This is a genomic window from Micromonospora sp. WMMA1998 (genome assembly GCF_027497375.1).
GTDB lineage: Bacteria > Actinomycetota > Actinomycetes > Mycobacteriales > Micromonosporaceae > Micromonospora > Micromonospora sediminicola.
The window spans coordinates 4,445,354-4,463,688 of sequence record NZ_CP114911.1 but is presented as its reverse complement, the minus strand read 5'-3'; the positions used below and the strand labels follow the sequence as shown (position 1 = coordinate 4,463,688).

At 72.7% G+C, this 18,335-nt stretch carries 21 protein-coding genes; 7 read left to right on the top strand and 14 right to left on the bottom strand.

What is annotated here, in order from left to right:
- Window positions 1–90 precede the first annotated feature (90 nt).
- The gene (locus O7600_RS20485) at window positions 91–711 is read left to right on the top strand and encodes a putative glycolipid-binding domain-containing protein (protein WP_281589692.1); all 621 of its coding nucleotides are present in this window, start codon (window positions 91–93) and stop codon (window positions 709–711) included.
- Between the two features lie 4 nt (window positions 712–715).
- On the opposite strand, the gene O7600_RS20480 is transcribed toward O7600_RS20485, so the two are convergent.
- From O7600_RS20480 to O7600_RS20470, 3 genes are read right to left on the bottom strand one after another with little or no spacing between them, the layout of a single operon-like run.
- Window positions 716–1,807, bottom strand: coding sequence for a PLP-dependent cysteine synthase family protein (locus O7600_RS20480; RefSeq protein ID WP_281589690.1), 1,092 nt, complete (start codon window positions 1,805–1,807; stop codon window positions 716–718).
- A gap of 10 nt (window positions 1,808–1,817) precedes the next feature.
- Window positions 1,818–2,660: an SDR family oxidoreductase gene (locus O7600_RS20475; protein ID WP_281589688.1), complete on the bottom strand. Its 843-nt coding sequence runs from the start codon at window positions 2,658–2,660 to the stop codon at window positions 1,818–1,820.
- A gap of 46 nt (window positions 2,661–2,706) precedes the next feature.
- Window positions 2,707–3,165 (bottom strand): Lrp/AsnC family transcriptional regulator, encoded by a 459-nt coding sequence (locus O7600_RS20470; protein WP_281589686.1) that lies wholly within the window; start codon window positions 3,163–3,165, stop codon window positions 2,707–2,709.
- Between the two features lie 268 nt (window positions 3,166–3,433).
- Here O7600_RS20470 and O7600_RS20465 point away from each other — a divergent pair, with 268 nt between their 5' ends.
- On the top strand, window positions 3,434–3,700 hold the full coding sequence (locus O7600_RS20465; RefSeq protein ID WP_091565253.1) for a BldC family transcriptional regulator: 267 nt from the start codon (window positions 3,434–3,436) through the stop codon (window positions 3,698–3,700).
- 63 nt (window positions 3,701–3,763) lie between these two features.
- Here O7600_RS20465 and O7600_RS20460 read toward each other — a convergent pair whose 3' ends face one another.
- Window positions 3,764–4,408 carry a UbiX family flavin prenyltransferase gene (locus tag O7600_RS20460; RefSeq protein ID WP_281589682.1) on the bottom strand — a complete coding sequence of 215 codons (645 nt, stop codon included), beginning with the start codon at window positions 4,406–4,408 and terminating at the stop codon, window positions 3,764–3,766.
- Between the two features lie 169 nt (window positions 4,409–4,577).
- On the opposite strand from O7600_RS20460, the gene O7600_RS20455 reads away from it, so the two are divergent.
- Window positions 4,578–5,543, top strand: a complete 966-nt coding sequence (locus O7600_RS20455; RefSeq protein ID WP_281589680.1) for a terpene synthase — start codon at window positions 4,578–4,580, stop codon at window positions 5,541–5,543.
- A gap of 25 nt (window positions 5,544–5,568) precedes the next feature.
- Here the strand turns inward: O7600_RS20455 and mqnP are convergent, their stop codons facing one another.
- Together mqnP and O7600_RS20445 are read right to left on the bottom strand one after the other, a co-directional pair.
- A complete protein-coding gene (mqnP, locus tag O7600_RS20450) occupies window positions 5,569–6,474 on the bottom strand; it encodes a menaquinone biosynthesis prenyltransferase MqnP (protein ID WP_281589678.1) in 906 nt (301 codons plus the stop codon).
- Window positions 6,471–7,934, bottom strand: a complete 1,464-nt coding sequence (locus O7600_RS20445) for a menaquinone biosynthesis decarboxylase (protein ID WP_281589676.1) — start codon at window positions 7,932–7,934, stop codon at window positions 6,471–6,473. The genes mqnP and O7600_RS20445 overlap by 4 nt, the downstream gene beginning before the upstream one ends.
- A gap of 182 nt (window positions 7,935–8,116) precedes the next feature.
- Between O7600_RS20445 and O7600_RS20440 the strand changes: the two genes are divergently transcribed.
- Window positions 8,117–8,932 (top strand): alpha/beta hydrolase, encoded by an 816-nt coding sequence (locus O7600_RS20440; protein ID WP_281589674.1) that lies wholly within the window; start codon window positions 8,117–8,119, stop codon window positions 8,930–8,932.
- Window positions 8,933–8,979: 47 nt separating this feature from the next.
- On the opposite strand, the gene O7600_RS20435 is transcribed toward O7600_RS20440, so the two are convergent.
- Window positions 8,980–9,534 (bottom strand): carboxymuconolactone decarboxylase family protein, encoded by a 555-nt coding sequence (locus tag O7600_RS20435; protein WP_281589672.1) that lies wholly within the window; start codon window positions 9,532–9,534, stop codon window positions 8,980–8,982.
- A 63-nt stretch (window positions 9,535–9,597) separates the two neighbouring features.
- On the opposite strand from O7600_RS20435, the gene O7600_RS20430 reads away from it, so the two are divergent.
- On the top strand, window positions 9,598–10,068 hold the full coding sequence (locus tag O7600_RS20430) for a MarR family winged helix-turn-helix transcriptional regulator (RefSeq protein WP_281589670.1): 471 nt from the start codon (window positions 9,598–9,600) through the stop codon (window positions 10,066–10,068).
- Between the two features lie 6 nt (window positions 10,069–10,074).
- Here O7600_RS20430 and O7600_RS20425 read toward each other — a convergent pair whose 3' ends face one another.
- A complete protein-coding gene (locus O7600_RS20425) occupies window positions 10,075–11,556 on the bottom strand; it encodes an ATP-binding protein (protein ID WP_281589668.1) in 1,482 nt (493 codons plus the stop codon).
- Window positions 11,557–11,650: 94 nt separating this feature from the next.
- On the opposite strand from O7600_RS20425, the gene O7600_RS20420 reads away from it, so the two are divergent.
- The gene (locus O7600_RS20420) at window positions 11,651–11,869 is read left to right on the top strand and encodes a hypothetical protein (protein ID WP_281589666.1); all 219 of its coding nucleotides are present in this window, start codon (window positions 11,651–11,653) and stop codon (window positions 11,867–11,869) included.
- Here the strand turns inward: O7600_RS20420 and ccsB are convergent.
- The 6 genes from ccsB to hemL are packed head-to-tail and all read right to left on the bottom strand — an operon-like array spanning window position 11,835 to window position 17,848.
- A complete protein-coding gene (gene ccsB / locus O7600_RS20415) occupies window positions 11,835–12,812 on the bottom strand; it encodes a c-type cytochrome biogenesis protein CcsB (RefSeq protein ID WP_281589664.1) in 978 nt (325 codons plus the stop codon). The genes O7600_RS20420 and ccsB overlap by 35 nt on opposite strands.
- On the bottom strand, window positions 12,812–14,431 hold the full coding sequence (locus tag O7600_RS20410) for a cytochrome c biogenesis protein ResB (protein ID WP_281589662.1): 1,620 nt from the start codon (window positions 14,429–14,431) through the stop codon (window positions 12,812–12,814). The genes ccsB and O7600_RS20410 overlap by 1 nt, the downstream gene beginning before the upstream one ends.
- A complete protein-coding gene (locus tag O7600_RS20405) occupies window positions 14,431–15,285 on the bottom strand; it encodes a cytochrome c biogenesis protein CcdA (RefSeq protein WP_281589660.1) in 855 nt (284 codons plus the stop codon). The genes O7600_RS20410 and O7600_RS20405 overlap by 1 nt, the downstream gene beginning before the upstream one ends.
- Window positions 15,285–15,860 carry a TlpA disulfide reductase family protein gene (locus tag O7600_RS20400; RefSeq protein ID WP_281589658.1) on the bottom strand — a complete coding sequence of 192 codons (576 nt, stop codon included), beginning with the start codon at window positions 15,858–15,860 and terminating at the stop codon, window positions 15,285–15,287. The genes O7600_RS20405 and O7600_RS20400 overlap by 1 nt, the downstream gene beginning before the upstream one ends.
- The gene (locus O7600_RS20395) at window positions 15,860–16,507 is read right to left on the bottom strand and encodes a histidine phosphatase family protein (RefSeq protein WP_091565295.1); all 648 of its coding nucleotides are present in this window, start codon (window positions 16,505–16,507) and stop codon (window positions 15,860–15,862) included. Before O7600_RS20395 ends, O7600_RS20400 begins: the two co-directional genes overlap by 1 nt.
- Before the next feature lie 3 nt (window positions 16,508–16,510).
- Window positions 16,511–17,848, bottom strand: a complete 1,338-nt coding sequence (hemL, locus tag O7600_RS20390; RefSeq protein ID WP_281589655.1) for a glutamate-1-semialdehyde 2,1-aminomutase — start codon at window positions 17,846–17,848, stop codon at window positions 16,511–16,513.
- Window positions 17,849–17,998: 150 nt separating this feature from the next.
- Between hemL and O7600_RS20385 the strand changes: the two genes are divergently transcribed.
- Window positions 17,999–18,316 carry an STAS domain-containing protein gene (locus O7600_RS20385; RefSeq protein WP_281589653.1) on the top strand — a complete coding sequence of 106 codons (318 nt, stop codon included), beginning with the start codon at window positions 17,999–18,001 and terminating at the stop codon, window positions 18,314–18,316.
- Window positions 18,317–18,335 lie beyond the last annotated feature (19 nt).

Sequence of the window (18,335 nt, the reverse complement as noted above, 5' to 3'; positions counted from 1 at the left end):
GCACCGCGAACGCCGCCGTCGAGCACCCGCTCGGCGGCGGCGTTCGCGCATCCGCTGCCGGTGTCGGACCGCTCGCGTAACGTCCGGTGCATGCCGAAGTCGCTCTTCTGGGTCCGGACCGACACCGCCGGCTCCGAGCACGTCGTGCTCGACGAGCGTCAGGGGTTGACCGCGCACGGTGTGGCGCTGGCCGTGGACCCGATCCCCTACACCTGCCGCTACCGCCTGACGCTCGCGCCGGACTGGTCGACCAGCCGGTTGGAGGTCGACGCCGACGGCGCCGGCTGGTCGCGGAGCGTGCGCCTGGAGCGGGCCGGCGACGGGTGGCGCGTGCGTACCGGTGAGGAGGGTGACCTGGACGCGGCGCTGCGCGCGGCCGGGCATCCCACGGCGGGTCTGCCCGGCACGGACGACCCGGACCGGTTGGCCGAGGCACTCGACGTCGACCTGGGCGGCTCCCCGCTGACCAACACGCTGCCCATCCGCCGGATCGGGCTGGGCCGGCTCCCCGCCGACCTGGCCACCGGCGTGAAGGTGGCGTGGGTGCTGCTGCCCTCCCTGGCCGTGATCCCCGCCGAGCAGGTCTACACCTCGCTCGGTCCAGGCCGGGTCCGGTATGCCGGCGACGGCTTCACCGCCGAGCTGGAGGTCGACCCGGAGGGCTTCGTGGTGCGCTATCCCGGGCTCGCCGAGCGGGCCGACCCGCGCTGAGCGGTCAGGCCGGCCATGCGCCGTCGGCCAGGAACCGGTCGATGGTGGCCAGGTGCGGGGCGAGATCGAGCCCCTGCGCGGCCACCCACCGGTCGGAATAGTAGGTGTCGACGTAGCGGTCGCCCGGGTCGCAGATCAGCGTGACCACCGAGCCGGTGCGGCCGGCGGCGCGCATCTCCGCGATCAGCCCGAAGGCGCCCCAGAGGTTGGTGCCGGTGGAGCCGCCCACCCGACGGCCGAGCACCGTCGAGCCGGCCCGCATCGCGGCCAGCGACGCGGCGTCCGGCACCTGGACCATCCGGTCGACCACGCTGGGCAGGAAGGACGGCTCGACGCCGGGCCGCCCGACGCCCTCGATCCGGGAGCCGCGGTCGGTGCGTACCGACCAGTCGCGGGCCTGCCAGGCGGGATAGAACGCGGAGTTCTCCGGGTCCACCACACAGAGCTTGGTGGGCAGCCGGCGGTAGCGGACGTACCTGCCGATGGTCGCGCTGGTGCCGCCGGTTCCGGCGCCCACCACGACCCAGGCCGGCACCGGGTGCCGTTCCAGCGCGAGCTGGGCGTAGATCGACTCGGCGATGTTGTTGTTCCCCCGCCAGTCGGTGGCCCGCTCGGCGTAGGTGAACTGGTCCATGTAGTGGCCGCCGGCGTCCTCGGCCAGCCAGCGCGCCTCGATCACCACCTTGCCCGGGTCCTCGACCAGGTGGCAGCGCCCGCCCTGGAACTCGATCTGGGCGATCTTCTCGGGCGAGGTGGAGGCGGGCATGACCGCGATGAACGGCAGGCCGAGCATCCGCGCGAAGTATGCCTCGGAGACCGCTGTCGAACCGGACGACGCCTCGACGACAGTGGTGTCCGGACCGATCCAGCCGTTGCAGAGCCCGTAGAGGAACAGCGAGCGGGCCAGCCGGTGCTTGAGCGATCCGGTGGGGTGCACCGACTCGTCCTTGAGGTAGAGGTCGATCCCCCACTCCCGCGGCAGCGGGAAGGGCAACAGGTGGGTGTCGGCGGAGCGGTTGGCGTCCGCCTCGACCGCGGCGATCGCCTCGGTCACCCAGCGCCGGCTGGCCTCGTCGCACCGGTCGAGATGAGTCACGCCGGCAACGTTACAAGCGAGGTGGGCTCGGATCGGCCGGGACCCGGCGGGCCTGCCGCCGCTGGCCGGCCCGACCCGTCGCCCGCACCACCGGGGTGAGGGCCAGGGCCAACCGGGGGAAGGTGTCGAGGAGACGGACCTGCGCGCCGCGCCAGCGCGGCAGGCTGACCACCGGGCGGGGCCGGCGGGCCAGCCGTACGGCCCGCGCGGCCACCCGTTCCGGCGTGAGCAGCGCGCCGGTGAAGGACGCCAGCGCGCCCGGGTCGTCCAGCTTGTCGTGCAGCATCGGCGTCCAGATCCCGTCCGGGCAGAGGCAGGACACGTGTACGCCCCGGACGCCCGCCATCCGCAGATCGGCCAGGGTGCCGAGGCTGAACGCCAGCAGCGCGTGCTTGCTGGCCGCGTAGACCGTCTCCCCGGGCGCGGCGATCAGCCCGGCCAGCGAGACGATGTTGAGCACGTGCCCCCGGCCCTGCCGCCGCATGATCGCCAGCGCCGCCTGGGTGCCGTTCATCGCGCCGAGCGTGTTCACCTCGACCACCCGTCGGCGGGTCGGCGCGTCGTGCGCCCAGGACGGGCCGGTGACCAGGATGCCGGCGTTGTTCACCCAGAGACCGAGGCCACCGGGTGCGTCCGCCGCCTCGGCGGCGACCTCCGCGCAGGCGGCCTCGTCGCGTACGTCGAGGGGGTGGGACCAGCCGCCCAGCGGCTCGGCGGCGGCGGCCACGGCCGTGGCGTCCACGTCGGTGAGCAGCACCCGCCAGCCGTCGGCGTGCAGCGCGGCGGCGGTCGCCCGACCCAGCCCGCCGGCCGCCCCGGTCACCACGGCGGCGCCCCGTCCCGAGGTCGTCATCGGCGCACCGTAGCCGTCCGCACCGCCTCCGGGCCAGGGGTGGCGGTCAGGCGGTCGGCGGTTCGAGTGGTTGCGGGCGGTTCTCCCACTTGGTCGACAGCGCGATGCCGGTGCGGGTGGAGGCGACGCCCGGGGTCCGGTTGAGCCGGACGATCAGCTGCTCCAGCTCGGCGATGGTGCCCACCCGGGCCTTGAGCAGGAAGGACTCGACACCGGCCATGAAGTAGCAGGACTCGATCTCGGGGATCTGCCGGAACGCCTCGAGCACGTCGTCGGTGTCCGCGTCGGAGTCCTCGATGATGCCGATCAGCGCGGTCACGCCGAGCCCGATCGCCTCCGGCTCGACCTCGGCCCGGTAGGCCCGGATCACCCCGCTGGACTCCAGCTTGCCGACCCGCTCGTGCACGGCCGGGGCGGAGAGGCCGACCTGCCGGGCCAGCTCGGCGTACGACAGGCGGGCGTTGCCCCGCAGCAGCTCCACGAGGCTCAGGTCGATCGTGTCCACGGAGAGTGACCCTATCCGTTTGGGCGTCACCGGACGCGCTCGGCACCCGTTGAACATGACGTCACGTCGCCATTCACAAACGTGCGGTCACGGGGGTTCTACGCCGGTACCATTTACTAACTTCTCAGTGTGTGCGTTTTTCGCGTTTGGCGGACACGCCCGGTCGCTGGTGCTGTAATTGCCATACGTCCCTCATGACGGCTCTGGGCTCGCACCGGCCGGGGGCAGTGTGTTCAGCCGGGGGCTTCGTCGACGCGAGGAGGGGGCTGTGGACACTGGAGATCGCCTGCTGACACCGGGTGAGGTCGCTGCGCTGTTTCGGGTTGACCCGAAGACCGTGACCAGATGGGCAGCGGCCGGCCGGATAGGCAGCATCCGGACTCCAGGCGGGCATCGCCGGTTTCGGGAATCCGAGGTGCGAGCCCTGCTGGAAGGGGAGGGCATGCTGGACGAGGCGGACGACATGGGCAAGGCCCGCAACATGGGTCCGACCGCCTCCACCGGCCCCGGCCCGGCGAACGCCGGCATGTACTGAACGAGCGGGGCGCGGTGCGGCCGGTGGGCCGGGCCGCGCCCCGTCCGGTGTCCGCGGGCTCCGTCAGGGTGGGTCGGCGTCCCGCCGGGCCGCGGCCAGTTCACCGGACCACCGCCGGAACAGCGTGTGCGGGACGCCGAGCGCGTCGAGCACCTTGCCGGCCACGAAGTCGACCAGCTGCGCGGCGGAAGCCGCCGCCCCGGCGCCGTAGAAGCCCGGGCTGGCCGGCAGCACCACGGCGCCGGCGTCGTGCAGCGCGATCAGGTGCTCCAGGTGGCTGCGGGTCACCGGGGTCTCCCGGGGCACGACCACGACCGGTCGGCGTTCCTTCAGGTTCACCTCGGCGGCGCGCTGGAGCAGGTCCTTGGAGAGCCCGATCGCGATGCCGGCGCAGGCCGCGGTGCTGGCCGGCACGACCGCCATCCCGCGTACCGGGTAGGAGCCGCTGCTCGGGCCGGCCGCCAGGTCGCCGGCGGGCCAGTGCCGCAGGTCCGCGCCGGTGAGGTCGCGGTCGAGCCAGGCGGCCAGGTCCTCGGCCCAGTGCGCGTCCCGGAACGGTCGGCCGGTCTCGTCCAGGACGGTCAGCCGGGCGGCCCGCGACACGATCAGGTCCACCGCGTGGCCGGCGTCGAGCAGGCCCCGGACGACCGCCGCCGCGTACGGTGTGCCGGAGGCGCCGGAGACGCCCACCACCCATGGTTCGCGCATGCCGTCAAGCCTGCCTGGTCGCCGGGGACAGCCGGAAGGCGGCCCCGGAACCGCGGCCCGGACCGTCCCGCTTTCGGCGTGCCCGGCCCGGATGTCCACCGGGTCGGCGGGCCTTTCCGCGGCATGGGATTCTCTGATCGGCGATCCACATCCATGGAAGGGCCCGGTGATGACGGCGGCGGTGCTGCGGGCGCTGCGCTCCGACTGCCCCATCGCGCCCGGGATCTCGCCGCACGCCGACGTCGTGCAGGGCTGGCTGGTCGGTCAACTCGACCGGCTCGGCCTACCGCTGGACCCGGTCACCCGGCAGCGGCTGGTCCGGGCCGGGTTCGCCCGCTACGCCGGACGGCTCTACCCGGACGCCACTGAGCCCGACCTGCGGGTGCTGACCGCGCTGTTCACCTGGTTCTTCCTCGTCGACGACGCCTGCGACGGGCCGGACCGGCTGACCGCGCAGCAGATCCGGGCGCTGCGTGACGGCACGCTGGCGCTGCTGCGCGAGGGTCCCCGGGCCCGTCATCCCGGCTTCTCCGGCCCGCTGCGCCGGCTGCTGGTCCAGGCCTGGCGCGAGCCGCGTCGCCGGATGCCGGCGCGCTGGCGGCTGCGGTTCGCCGACGCCGTCGCCGACCACCTCGACGGCGTCGCCCGGGAGTCGGCGGCCACCACGGCGGGCCGGCCGCCGGGCGTCGCGGAGTACGTGCGGCTGCGCCGGGCCACCTCGGCGGCGTTCGTGTCGTACCCGCTGATCGAGTTCGCCGCCCGGCGGCCGCTGCCCGACGCGGTCTACCACCATCCGGCGCTGCGCCGCCTCGCCGAACTGGCCAACGATCTGTTGTCGTGGTTCAACGACATCGCCTCGCTGGAACGCGACCGCGCCACCGGTGGCGGGCACAACCTGGTGCTCGCGGTGGCCGCCGAGCGGGGCGTGCCGCTGCCGGTGGCGCTCGACCTGGTCGCGGGGCACTGGCGTGCCGAGATGAGCCGGTTCAGCGCGCTGCGCGCGGCGGTCCCGTCGTTCGGCCCGGCATTGGACGAGGCGGTCACCGCCCATCTCGACGGGGTGGCCGCCGCCGTGCGCGGCACCATCGACTGGACGCTGGAGAGCGCCCGCTACCCGGCTGCTGTGGCGACCTGAGCCACCCCTCGATCGGCCGGCCGGGTCACGGACGCAGGCCGAGCCGCACCACGAGGTCGAGCAGCGCGAGGACGAACAGCGCGATGCCGACGAAGCCGTTGGCGGTGAAGAACGCCCGGTTGACCTTGCTCAGGTCGGTGGGGCTGACCACCAGGTGTTGGTAGGCGAACGCGACCGCGGTGAGCGCCAGCCCGATCCACCAGAGCCAGCCGAAGCCGACCAGCGCGCCGAACCAGATGAACAACGCGAACGTCACGACGTGCGCGGCAGTGGAGGCGTGCAGCGCGAACCGCCGGCCGTACCGGGCGGGGACGCTGTGCACGCCGATCTGCCGGTCGATCTCGGAGTCCTGGCAGGCGTAGATCAGGTCGAAGCCGCCGATCCACAGGCCGACCGCGGCGCCGAGCAGCCACGCCGGCCCGGAGCCGGCGAGCGTGCCGGTGACCGCCAGCCAGGCGCCGACCGGGCCGACCGCCTGGGCCACCGCGAGGATGGCGTGCGGCCAGTTGGTGAAGCGCTTGCCGTACGGGTAGACCACCAGCGGCACCACGGCCAGCGGGGCGAGCGCCAGACAGAGCGGGTTGAGCAGGGCGGCCGCGGCCAGGAAGACCACCAGCGCGACGGCCGCGCCGGTCCAGGCCGTCCGCACGCTCACCGCACCGGTGACCAGTTCCCGGTTCGCCGTACGCGGGTTGCGCGCGTCGATCCGCCGGTCGAGGATCCGGTTCGCGGCCATGGCGAACGTCCGCGCCCCCACCATCGCCACGGTGATCAGCAGCAGGTCTCCCCAGCGCACCCGCCCGCCGTCGAGCCGCATGGCGGTCAGCGCCGACAGGTAGGCGAACGGCAGCGCGAAGACCGAGTGCTCGATGGCGACGAGCTTGAGGAAGGACGAGACCCGGCCGGGCCGCTCCTGTACTGCCGCCGTCATCGGATCCCGTACTCCTTCCAGCGCTTGTCGACCAGCGAGACCACCTCGGGCGACATCCGCATCTCCTCCGGCCAGCCCCGGGAGTAGCCCTCCTCGGGCAGCTTGCGGGTCGCGTCGACGCCCGCCTTGCCGCCCCAGAACTGCTGGTACGACGCGTGGTCCAGGTGGTCCACCGGCCCTTCGGTGACCATCAGGTCGCGGGCGTAGTCGACGTTGCCGAAGGCGCGGAAGGCGACCTCCTGGTAGTCGTGCACGTCGCAGTCCTCGTCGACGACCACGATCAGCTTGGTCAGCGACATCATGTGCGCGCCCCAGATGGCGTTCATCACCTTCTGCGCGTGCTTCGGGTAGCGCTTACGGATCGACACGATCGCGCAGTTGTGGAAGACCCCGGCGGCCGGCAGGTCGTAGTCGACGATGTCCGGGATCAGGAAGCGCAGCAGCGGCGCGAAGATCCGCTCGGTGGCCTTGCCGAGCCCGTGGTCCTCCTGCGGCGGCTGGGAGGTGACGATCGAGTGGTAGACCGGGTCCCGCTGGGTGGTCATGCACTCGATGTGCAGCACCGGGAACGGCTCCACCGGCGTGTAGAAGCCGGTGTGGTCGCCGAACGGCCCCTCGGGCAGCCGCTCGCCCGGTTCCAGGTAGCCCTCCAGCACGATCTGCGCGTGCGCCGGCACCTGGAGTGGCACGGTGAGGCAGTCGACCATCTCGACCCGCTCGCCGCGCAGGAAGCCGGCGAACAGGTATTCGTCGATGTCGGCCGGGAGCGGCGCGCTGGCCGAGTACGCGACGGCCGGGTCGGCGCCGATGGCGATGGCCACCGGCAGCCGCTGCCCGAGCCGTTCGGCGACCGCGTGGTGCGCGGTGGAGTTCTTGTGGATCTGCCAGTGCACGCCGAGCGTGTTGCGCGAGTGCTGCTGGAGCCGGTAGAGCCCGAGGTTGCGCTTGCCGGTCTCCGGGTGCTTGGTGTGGGTCAACCCGAAGTTGTGGAAGATGCCGCCGTCGCCGGGCCACACCTGGAGCCCGGGCAGGCGGTTCAGGTCGACGTCGTCGCCGCGGTAGACCACCTGCTGGCAGGGGGCGGTCTTCACCTTCTTCGGCGGCATGGACTTGAGCTGCATGACCTTGCCGAGCCCGCCCATCATGCCGGCGAAGCCCTGCGGCAGCTCCGGCTTGAGCATCTCGCCGATCCGCTCGCCGATTTCGTCCAGCCGCTCGACGCCGAGCGCCATGGCCATCCGCTTCTCGGTGCCGAACAGGTTGATCACCACAGGCATCTCGCCCCGGGTGGGCCGCTCGAACAGCAGCGCCGGCCCACCGTCGCGGACGGTCCGGGTGACCACCTCGCTGATCTCCAGCGTGGGGTCGACCGGGACGCTCACCCGCCGCAGTTCCCCGGCGCGCTCCAGCGCCGCGACGAAGTCCTTGAGATCGTTGTACGGGAAGCCACGAGCCGCCATGCCTCCATCCTCCCCCACCCCCCTGAGGTGCAAGGAAGGGCCCCTTCTTAACGCCTGCGGTAGAGGCGGGGCCCCCTCTTGACACCCCGACCGCATGGACGGAGGTCAGCCGGGTAGTCCGCGCCATGGGGGGCGAACGGGTGCCAGCGGGCTTCACCGAGCAACGGGTACAGGTCGGTGGGGTGACCTGGAACTACGTCCGGGGCGGCCGAGGGCCCACGCTGGTGCTGCTGCACGGCTATCCGCAGTGCTGGCGCATGTGGCGGCACCTGCTGCCGGAGCTGGCGCGGTCGTACGAGGTGGTCGCCCCCGACCTGCGCGGCTTCGGCGACAGCGACGCCCCGCCCGGCGGGTACGACAAGAAGACCGTCGCCGCCGACCTGCACGGGCTGCTCACCGGGCTCGACCTGGCCCGGGACATCCGGCTGGTCGGCCACGACCTGGGCACCATGGTCGCGTACGCCTACGCCGCCGCCCACCCCGACTCCGTCGCCCGGCTGGTGCTCAGCGAGGCGCCGATCCCCGACGAGAGCATCTACACGATCCCCGCGCTGACCGCCGCCGGCCCGGCGGTGTGGAACTTCGGTTTCTTCAACGTCCCCAACGGCCTGCCCGAGCAGCTCGTCGCCGGCCGGGAGGCGCTATGGGTCGACCGGTTCACCGACTCCATCATGGTCAACAAGGGCAGCCTGGGCCCGGACGACGTCGAGGAGTACGCGGGCCACCTGCGCGACGAGGCGCACCTGCGGGCCAGCTTCGCCTACTTCCGCGCGTTCGCGCAGGACATCGCGGACAACACGGCGTACCGGGGCACGAAGCTGCCGATGCCGGTGCTCGCCGTCGGCGCGCAGGCCAGCCTCGGCGGGCAGGTGGCCGAGCAGGTGCGCCGCTATGCCGACACGGTCACCGGCGAGGTGGTCGAGGAGTGCGGCCACTGGCTCTTCGAGGAACAACCGGCGAAGCTCGCCGCCCTGCTGCTGCCCTTCCTGCGGGGCTGACGAGCGCCCGGGCAGGTCAGTGCCGGCGGGGCCGCGCTCGCACCACGTTACGCGGCCGGTGTCCAGGCGTACTCCTGGAGGGGTTCGTCGAGCGGCGCGGCGGTGAGCCGGTTCGCGAACGTGGAGATGGTGTACGTGCCGACGCCGAGCACCACGTCGAGCGCGTGCCGGGGCTGCCAGCCGGCGGCGAGGAGCGCGTCCAGCTCGGCGTCTTCGACCGCGCCCCGGTGGTCGAGCACGGCGATGGTGAAGCGGCGCAGCGCCTCCAGCCGGGGCTCGGGCAGTGTCGTGCCGTCGCGCAGCGCGTCGATCAGCGCCGGGTCGGCGTCGTGCCGGGTGAGCGTCGCGGTGTGCATGGCCACGCAGAGGTGGCATCCGTTGCGGGTGGCCACGGTCAGCACGACCACCTCCCGGGCGACCGGGTCGAGGTCGGTGGCCTCGAAGGCGGCGTTGGCGGCGAGGAAGCCCTTGAGCAGCTCGGGCGATCCGGCCATCAGGCCGACGGCGGCGGGCAGGTGGCCCAGGGCGCGGCGGACGCCGGCCATCACCGGGCGGGCGGCGTCGGGCGCGGTGTCGAGTTCGTACGCGGTGAAGTGGGACATCGGAGGGCCCCTCTCGTAAGATAGTCAACGTGGTTGACGAAATAGTAAACGAGGTTGTCGAACATGACAACGCCTGACCGCCCCGGCTTCGCGCTGCCACTGCTCCTGCTCGCCGGCTTCCGCACGCTCGTCGACGACCTGCACGCCGAGCTCGCCCGCCAGGGGCACCCCGACCTGCGCCCGGCGCACGGCTTCGTGCTCCAGGCCGTCGGCCCGGCCGGCACCACCGCCTCCGACCTCGGGCAACGCCTCGGCGTCTCGAAGCAGGCCGCCGGGAAGACGGTGGACCGGCTGGTCGCGCTCGGCTACCTGGAACGGGTCGACGACCCGGCGGACGCGCGTCGCAAGCTGGTCCGGGTGACGGCGAAGGGCCACGACGGGCTGCTCCGCTCGGCGGCCGTCTTCGACCAGTTGCGCGGGCGGTGGGCCGCCACGCTCGGCGCCGACCGGGTCACCGGCATCGAGGACGACCTGCGCCGGATGGTCCCGGCCGACGTGTTCCGCCTCGACGTGCCCGGCTGGTTCGGCGGGTGACCACCGTCAGTGTCCGTAGAGGCGCGGCGGATCGAGCAGGACCACGTCGGGCCGGTCCGACACCGACTCCGCCAGGCCGTCGACGAAGCCCTGACCGCTCGCCAGCACCAGCCGGGTGTCGGTCGCGTCGAATCCCGGCTTCCGCAGGAGCAGCGCCCTGATCCGCTCCAACCGCTCCAGATCCGCCCGCCCCAACGGACGGCCCCATTTGACCTCTCCGACGGCGAGCAGCGGGCGGGGTCCATCCCCGAGCGGAGGCTCGCCGAGGGCGACCAGATCGAGTTCGTGACTCGTCCTGCTGGCCGGGTCGGTGAGCGTGGCGGCGCTCGCCTCCGCGACCAGGCCACCCAGGACGTCGGGTGCGGCGAAGCGCACCGTCCACTGCCGGACGATCTCCTCGAAGCGCGGCCCGAGGACCGCGCTCGAATACCGCCGCTGGGAGCCACGCCAGACGTCCACACCGCGCCGCTGCTCCAGCGCGGTCCACGCCGGCCGCATGATCGCCTGATAGAAGGTGATCAGCGGTTCCGTGATCCGGTAGCTGCTCCGACCGCTGCGAAGCGGATCGGGTTCGCGTCGCAGCAGGCCCGCGTCCTCCAGGACGGTCAGCGGGTGTTGCAGGTCGGTCGCCTTCCGACCGATGTAACCGGCGATGCCGCCGCGACTGGCGTTGCCCTCCGCGACGGCTGCCAGGACCGAGTGGTAGAGCGCGGTGTCGCGGAGGTCCGGATCCTCGGCCAGCAGGTAACGGGCCTCGCGGAACAGCGGACGGGCCGGATTCAGCACCGCCCGCACCACCCAGTCGTCGAAATCGCCGGGCCCGGCCGGGGTGTCGTCCTGGACGTATTCCCGCCGGTAGGCGGGGGTCCCACCGACGACGGAGAAGACGCGCACCGCGAGCAGCGGATCGTCGATCTGCCAGAAGGCGGCGGCGGCACGGTAGTCCAATGGCTGCACGGGTAGTTCCAGGCCGGCCCGTCCGCGAAGCGGCGCCGAGCCGGCGAGCAGGCCGCCCATGAAGGAGAGCGCCGACCCGCACAACAGCATCCGGGTACGGGACCCGGTCCGTTCCGGACGCCCGGGTGTCAGCGCGTGCTGAAGGATCGACGGCAGGTCGCGGGCGGCACGCACCAGGTAGGGGAACTCGTCGAGGACGACGGTCACCGGGCGGTCCCGCCCGAGCGCCAGCAGGGCGTCGACCGCGGCACCCCAGTCGGCCAGATGGACCGGGCCAGGCGCACCCGTGTGCCCGCCCAACGCCTCGCCCAGCCGACGGAGCGATTCGGTCTCCGTGGCCTCGGTGGCGCCGAAGTAGAAGCCTCCGGTGGCCCGCGCCAGCTCGTAGAGCAGCAGCGTCTTCCCTTGACGCCGACGGCCGCTGACCACGCCGAGGGTGGCTCCGGGGCGCTCGTCACCGACGAACCGGACCAGCTCGTTCCACTCGACGTCCCGATCGAAGATCTCCGCCGGTTTGGTCGGAAGCGCCATACGTCCACCACAATTCGTAGGACTACATTACTTAGAAGTGTAGTCCTAACTTTTGCGGTGGCGAGGTCGGTACGCCGCCCGTCATCCTGGTCGGATGGACGACGCGTACGTGGTGGGAGATCCGGACGGCCTGACCCCGCTCCAGGCCGAGATCCGCGACGCGGTGGCCCGCGAGCTGCACGCCCAGTTCGCGCTGCGGGCCGACCGCCTCGACCTGGCCGACCTGCCCGAGGTGGCCTACCAGGTCACCCGCCGGGTGGACGAGGTACTGAGCGGGATCAGTTCACGCCGGCGTACGAGTGCAGGCCGGTGAAGAAGAAGTTGACCCCGAACAGGTTCATCAGCATGGTCAGGAAGCCCACGATCGCGATCCAGGTGGCCACGTTGCGCCGCACGCTCGGCGTCGCCCGGGCGTGCAGGTAGCCCGCGTAGACCACCCAGGAGATGAACGCCCAGGTCTCCTTCGGGTCCCAGCCCCAGGCCCGACCCCAGGCCGCCTCGGCCCAGATCGCCCCGGCGATCACCGCGAAGGTGAAGATCGGGAAGGCGAAGGCGTGCAGGGTGAAGGTCAGCCGCTCCAGGCCGGCCGCCGCCGGCAGCCGGCGGGCCAGGGTGTACGGGAAGCTGCGCCGCCCCTGCTCCCAGCCGGACCGCATCAGGTACGCGGCGGCGGGCACCACACCGAGCAGGAAGATGCCCGAGGCGAAGATGATCGTCGAGACGTGGATGATGAACCAGTACGACTGCAGCGCCGGCATCAGCGGCTGCACCTGCACATAGAGCTTCAGCTCGGCGAACGCCAGCAGCAGCACCATCACCAGCGTCAGGAACAGCCCGAGCCGGCGCAGCGACGGCTGCTTCCAGAGCACCACGAGCCAGGCGGCCGCCCCGATCCAGGTGACCGTCAGCACGAACTCGTACATGTTGCCCCAGGGCATCCGCTCGGCGGCGAGGCCCCGGGTGACCACCGCGCCCAGGTGCAGCGCGGCGGCGAGCGTGGTGAGCCAGGCGGCGATCCGCCCGGCCAGGGCGGCCCGCGCGGCGGAGCGGTCGGGGCGCTGCGGCGCGGCCGGAGCGACCGGCTCGTCCACCGTCCCGCCGGCGCCGCCGACGCCCGCGCCGACCAGCTCCCGGGCCGGGGACGCCGCGACCACCCTGCGGGCGTTGCCCACCGCGAACTCGACGGCGTGGCTGATCATCGCGACCAGGTACGCCAGGATCGCGAACGTGACCAGCTGGTCGGAGAGTGCGGACATCACTCGTCTCCTTCTCGCGCCCGCCGGTCGTCCGACCCGCCGCCGCTGACCGCGGCGACGAGCTGCGCGAACTCGTCGGCGAACCCTGGGTGCTCGGTGCGCGGCAGCCCACCGGCCTCCACCAAACTACTACCGCTCGTCGGAGATCCACCCTCGGGGGGCGAAACCCGGAACCAGACCCGCCGGCGGCGGGCGAACAGCGAGCCCATCAGGCCGAGCAGCAGCGTGCCGCTGGCCACCAGCAGCAGCGTCTGCCCGGGCGCGTGCCGGACGGCGAGCGTGACGTACGGCTCGGTGCCGACGAACTCCAGCGTGCTGCCGTCGTCCAGGGTCCACGTCTCGCCCGGCCGGAGCAGCTTGGTGCCGATCTGCTTGAGCTTGCCGTTGGCGACCTGCCGCTGGTCGAGCTGGTAGACCGAGCCCGGGATGCCGGCGTCCAGGCCGAGGTTGCCCCGGTAGGCGGTCAGGTTGACCACCGGGTCCCGCTCGGCCGGGAACCGCGACGCGACGAACGGCGCGCTCTCCGGCGCGGTGGGCAGGTAGAGGCCGTCGAAGGCGACCTGCTGGTCCGGGGCTCGGGTGCCGGTCTTCGGATCGATGTTCGCGTCCGGGAAGATCGCCACCCCCTCCTCGGTCGCGTTCGGGTCGCCGGTGCGCAGGAAGGGCTCGTCGCTGGTCTGGCTCTTGCCGTACCGGTCGGTGTACTTCAGCACCGGCGCGTAGCCGTTGCCGAGCAGGTAGACGTTGGCCGAGCCCAGCCGCAGCGGCGAGTTGACCGAGAAACCGGCGCTCCGGGCGTCCCGGCCCGGCTCGTCCACCGACACCGTGGCCCAGAAGCGGGACGCCTGCCCGGAGTCGAGGTAGTCGGCCTCGAACTTCTCCAGCGTGAGGCAGAACGGCGGCAGGTCGGCGCTGTCCACCCGGGGGCCGAGCGACGCCTCGGCGTACTGCTGGCGGGTGTTGCAGAACGCGTTGTCCGCGCCGGCGACCAGGATCCGGTTGCCGTGCCAGCCGTACCAGGAACCGAGCGCCACCCCGAGCAGGACGGCGACCAGCGACACGTGGAAGAGCAGGTTACCGGTCTCCTTGAGGTAGCCCTTCTCGGCGGAGACCTCGTTGCCCCGGACGGTGACCCGCCACCGGCGGCGGCGCAGCACCGCCGCGATCGCCTCGGGATCGGCGGCGGCCGGGGCCTCCAGCACCGCGTGCTCGGGCAGCCGGTCGAACCGCTTCGGGGCGGCCGGCGGGCGCATCCGCAGCGCGCGCACGTGGTCGCGGGCCCGGGGCAGGATGCAGCCGATCAGCGAGGTGAACAGCAGCAGGTAGATCGCGGAGAACCAGACCGAGCCGAAGACCTCGAACATGCCGATCTGGTCCAGCCGGGGCGCCAGGTCGGGGTGGTCGGCGAACCACTCGTTGACCTTCTCCGGGTTGACCCCGCGCTGCGGCAGCACCGAGCCGGGAATCGCGGCGACCGCGAGCAGGAACAGCAGGATCAGGGCGGTACGCATGCTGGTGAGCTGCCGCCACGAGTTGCGCAGCAGGGCCAGCACCGGGTTGACCCGTCGCCGGGGCGCCTCGGCCGGCGGGGCGGTCGGCCGGTCGTCCACGGACGTCATCAGATGCTCACCTCGCCCACGCCCACGTGCGTCTGCAACCAGATCACCACGTTCAGCCAGCCGCCGGTGACCAGCGCGAGGCCGATCGCGATCAGCAGGGCCCCGCCGATGCGGGTGACCCAGCGGCTGTTGCGCCGGACGGCGCGGAACACCCCGAGCAGACGCTGGAAGCCCAACCCGAAGATGACGAACGGTAGCCCCAGCCCGAGGCAGTACGCCACGGCGAGCACCACGGCGCGGCCGGCGCTGCCCTCGGTGGCCGCCAGGCCGAGCACCGCGCCGAGCGTCGGCCCGGTGCAGGGCAGCCAGCTCAGCGCGAAGACCGCGCCGAGCACCGGGGCGCCGAGCAGGCCGGCGGCGGGCAGGGCGCGGATGCGGAACTCACGCTGCATGCCGGGGATCACCCCGAGGTAGCCCAGCCCGAGCACCACCACGAGCGCGCCGATGACGATCTCGAGCGTGCGGTCGTAGCGGAGGAAGAGCCGGCCGACGCCGGAGAAGAGGATCGCGGTGGAAACGAAGACGGCGGTGAAGCCGGCGATGAAGAGCAGCGTGCCGGCGAGCACCCGCCCCTTCACCGCTGCGGTGGTCCGCGCCGGCGCCCGCTCCGCCACGGCGGTGCCGCCACCGCCGCCGTTAACAGGGGGCCCCTCCTCTACCGGAGGCGTTAACAGGGGGCCCCTCCTTGCACCCTCCAGGTCGGCGCCGGCCAGGCCGGTCACGTAGGACAGGTAGCCCGGCATCAGCGGGAGCACGCACGGGGACAGGAAGCTGACCAGGCCGGCCAGCGCCGCCGCCCCCACCGCGAACAGCAACGGCCCGGACGAGGCGAGTCGGGCGAACGTCTCCCCCATCAGCGGGAGCCGTTCGGGGCCGGCTTCTCGGCCGCGACCTTCTCGACGATCGGCCGCAACTCGTCCCGGGTCACCGCGCGACGGATCACCACCGCGATCCGCCCGTCCCGGTCGAGCACCACTGTCGCCGGGGTGGTGTTCGGCGGGGGGTCGAAGTTGAGCGCCTGCCGGCTGGACGGGTCGAAGATGCTCGGGTAGGTGACCCGGCCCTGTTCGAACGCGATCGCCTTGTCCTTGCTGTCCTGCACGTTGATGCCGAGGAAGGTCACCCCGGCTCCCTTGGTGGCCTGGTAGGTGGCCTCCAGGTCGTCCGCCTCGGCCCGGCAGGGCGCGCACCAGGAGCCCCAGAAGTTGACCACCACGACCTGGCCCCGGTCCTGGGAGATGTCGTAGCCGCCGCCGGTGAGCAGTTCACCGCTGACCTTCGGGGTCTTCGACCGCTGGTCGGGGGCGCAGGTGACGACGGAGCCGTCGGCGGTGCACCGGCTCTCCTGCGTGCCGGAGGAGCAGCCGACCAGCGCCGTACCGGCGGTGACGGCGGCGAGCAGGGCGGCGGCGAGCCTCCGGGTGAGCATCAGGCCCCCTTGGCCGTCCGGGCGGTCGGCGAGATCGCGATCAGGTGCGCGGCCGGCTCGGAGTAGCCGATGCCGACGATCTTCGCCCCGTCGAAGTGGAACGAGGTGAGGCTGGCCAGACCGCACTGCCGGCGGCGGGGGTCGTGCCAGAGCCGCTTGCGCTCGACGTGCCGACGCAGCGTCCAGATCGGCAGCTGGTGCGAGACGAGCACCGCCTCGCGCCCCTCGGCGGCCACCCGGGCGGCGTGCAGCGCGGCGAACATCCGCTCGGCGATCACCTGATAGGCCTCACCCCAGGACGGGGTGACCGGGTCCCGCAGCACCCACCAGTTGCGCGGGTCGCGGAAGGAACCGTCGCCGGGCGAGACCTTCTTGCCCTCGAACCAGTTCGCGCTCTCGATCAGCCGCTCGTCGACGCCGACGGAGAGGCCGAACTGGGCGGCGATCGGCTCGGCGGTCTGCTGGGCGCGTTCCAGCGGGCTGGCCACCACGTGCACCACGGTGCGCTCGGCCAGCGCCTGCGCGGCGGCCTTGGCCATCTGCACGCCCAGCTCGGAGAGGCGGAACCCGGGCAGCCGGCCGTAGAGGATGCCGTCCGGGTTGTGCACCTCGCCGTGCCGCAGCACGTGTACCACCGTCTCCGCCATTGGTTACCCCCCGTGTCCGGCCGCTGCCGCCGCCCGCGCCGCCCCCGGCAGGGCGGCCGCGATCTGCTCCCACGCGGCGTCGTCGATGGCCGCCGAGACGAACCACGACTCGAACGCGCTCGGCGGCAGGTAGACGCCGGCGGCGAGCATCGCGTGGAAGAACGCCTTGAACGCCGGCACCTGCTGGGTGCGGGCGCTGTCGTAGTCGCGCACGTCGGCGTCGGTGAAGAAGATCGAGAACATGTTGCCGGCGGTGGAGAGGCGGTGTGGCACACCGGCCTCCGACAGCGCCTCGGTGGCGAGCTTGCCCAGCGCCGCGGACGTCTCGTCGAGCCGGCGGTAGAGCGCGTCGTCGGCCAGCCGCAGCGTGGCCAGCCCGGCCGCGCAGGCGAGCGGGTTCCCGGAGAGCGTGCCGGCCTGGTAGACCGGGCCGGCCGGGGCCAGCCTCGCCATGATCTCCGCGCGCCCGCCGAATGCCGCGGCGGGCAGGCCACCACCCATGACCTTCCCGTACGTCCACAGGTCGGCGTCGGAGGCGTCGAGGCCGTGCCACCCGGCGCGGGAGACCCGGAACCCGGTCATCACCTCGTCGACGATGAGCAGCGCGCCGTGCGCGTGGGCGATCCGGGCCAGCTCGGCGTTGAAGCCGTCGCGCGGGGCGATCACACCCATGTTGCCGGCGGCGGCCTCGGTGATGATCGCGGCGATGTGCGGGCCCTCGGCGGCGAACGCCTCCTCGACCGCGCGCAGGTCGTTGTACGGCAGCACGATCGTGTCGCCGGCGGCGGCGCCGGTGACGCCGGGCGAGTCGGGCAGCCCGAACGTGGCCACGCCGGAGCCGGCGGCGGCGAGCAGCGCGTCGGAGTGGCCGTGGTAGCAGCCGGCGAACTTGATGATCTTGGCGCGGCCGGTGAAGCCCCGGGCCAGCCGGATCGCCGACATGGTCGCCTCGGTGCCGGAGTTGACCAGGCGCACCTGCTCGACCGGCGTGCGCGCGATGATCTCCTCGGCCAGGTCGACCTCGCCCGGGGTGGGCGTGCCGAAGCTGGTGCCCAGCGCGGCGGCCTCGCGCAGCGCCTCCACCACGGCCGGGTGGGCGTGGCCGAGGATCAGCGGGCCCCAGGAGCAGACCAGGTCGACGTAACGGCGACCGTCGGCGTCGAAGAGCCAGGGACCCTCCCCCCGAACCATGAAGCGCGGCGTGCCGCCGACGGCACGGAACGCGCGCACGGGGGAGTTCACCCCGCCGGGCACGACGGCCTTGGCGCGGTCGAACAGGGCCTCGGAGGCCGGGGCGTCGGCCGGGTAACGGCCGGATCCGGCGGAAAAGGTCTCGGTCACGATGTGGCCATTGTGTCAGCGCCCGGCCGGTGGCCGGCAGCCACCCCGCAACGGGGGTTACCCGGCTCACGCCTGGTCGGGCCGGCGTGGCGGACCGACCGGCGGACCGCTCGACAGGCCCGGTCGTCGAGATCGCGATAGGCTGACCGGGTGGATCGTGCCGAACTGTCCATCACCGTACACCGGACGGGTGACGAAGCCGTGCTTCGCCTGGCCGGTGAGATCGACATGCTCACGGCCGCCCAGCTCTCGACGGTGGTCAACGAGGTGCTGGCGGATGCGCCCCCGCGCATCGTGCTCGACCTCGGCGGCGTCACCTTCTGCGACTCCCAGGGCCTCGGCACGCTCGTGGTGCTCAGCCGCAAGGCCAGCCACACGCAGTGCCTGCTGATCCTCACCAACGTCGGTGACTTCCTGCTCCGCGTCCTGGACATCACCGGCCTCCGCAGCGCCCTGATGATCCGCTGATCCTCCAGCCCTCGCCGAT

Coding starts and splice junctions, on each gene's coding strand:
- O7600_RS20485 (WP_281589692.1), top strand. CDS start 91: ATGCCGAAGTCGCTCTTCTGGGTCCGGACCGACACCGCCGGCTCCGAG.
- O7600_RS20475 (WP_281589688.1), bottom strand. CDS start 2,660: ATGACGACCTCGGGACGGGGCGCCGCCGTGGTGACCGGGGCGGCCGGC.
- O7600_RS20460 (WP_281589682.1), bottom strand. CDS start 4,408: ATGCGCGAACCATGGGTGGTGGGCGTCTCCGGCGCCTCCGGCACACCG.
- O7600_RS20455 (WP_281589680.1), top strand. CDS start 4,578: ATGACGGCGGCGGTGCTGCGGGCGCTGCGCTCCGACTGCCCCATCGCG.
- mqnP (WP_281589678.1), bottom strand. CDS start 6,474: ATGACGGCGGCAGTACAGGAGCGGCCCGGCCGGGTCTCGTCCTTCCTC.
- O7600_RS20445 (WP_281589676.1), bottom strand. CDS start 7,934: ATGGCGGCTCGTGGCTTCCCGTACAACGATCTCAAGGACTTCGTCGCG.
- O7600_RS20435 (WP_281589672.1), bottom strand. CDS start 9,534: ATGTCCCACTTCACCGCGTACGAACTCGACACCGCGCCCGACGCCGCC.
- O7600_RS20430 (WP_281589670.1), top strand. CDS start 9,598: ATGACAACGCCTGACCGCCCCGGCTTCGCGCTGCCACTGCTCCTGCTC.
- O7600_RS20425 (WP_281589668.1), bottom strand. CDS start 11,556: ATGGCGCTTCCGACCAAACCGGCGGAGATCTTCGATCGGGACGTCGAG.
- O7600_RS20420 (WP_281589666.1), top strand. CDS start 11,651: ATGGACGACGCGTACGTGGTGGGAGATCCGGACGGCCTGACCCCGCTC.
- ccsB (WP_281589664.1), bottom strand. CDS start 12,812: ATGTCCGCACTCTCCGACCAGCTGGTCACGTTCGCGATCCTGGCGTAC.
- O7600_RS20410 (WP_281589662.1), bottom strand. CDS start 14,431: ATGACGTCCGTGGACGACCGGCCGACCGCCCCGCCGGCCGAGGCGCCC.
- O7600_RS20405 (WP_281589660.1), bottom strand. CDS start 15,285: ATGGGGGAGACGTTCGCCCGACTCGCCTCGTCCGGGCCGTTGCTGTTC.
- O7600_RS20400 (WP_281589658.1), bottom strand. CDS start 15,860: ATGCTCACCCGGAGGCTCGCCGCCGCCCTGCTCGCCGCCGTCACCGCC.
- O7600_RS20395 (WP_091565295.1), bottom strand. CDS start 16,507: ATGGCGGAGACGGTGGTACACGTGCTGCGGCACGGCGAGGTGCACAAC.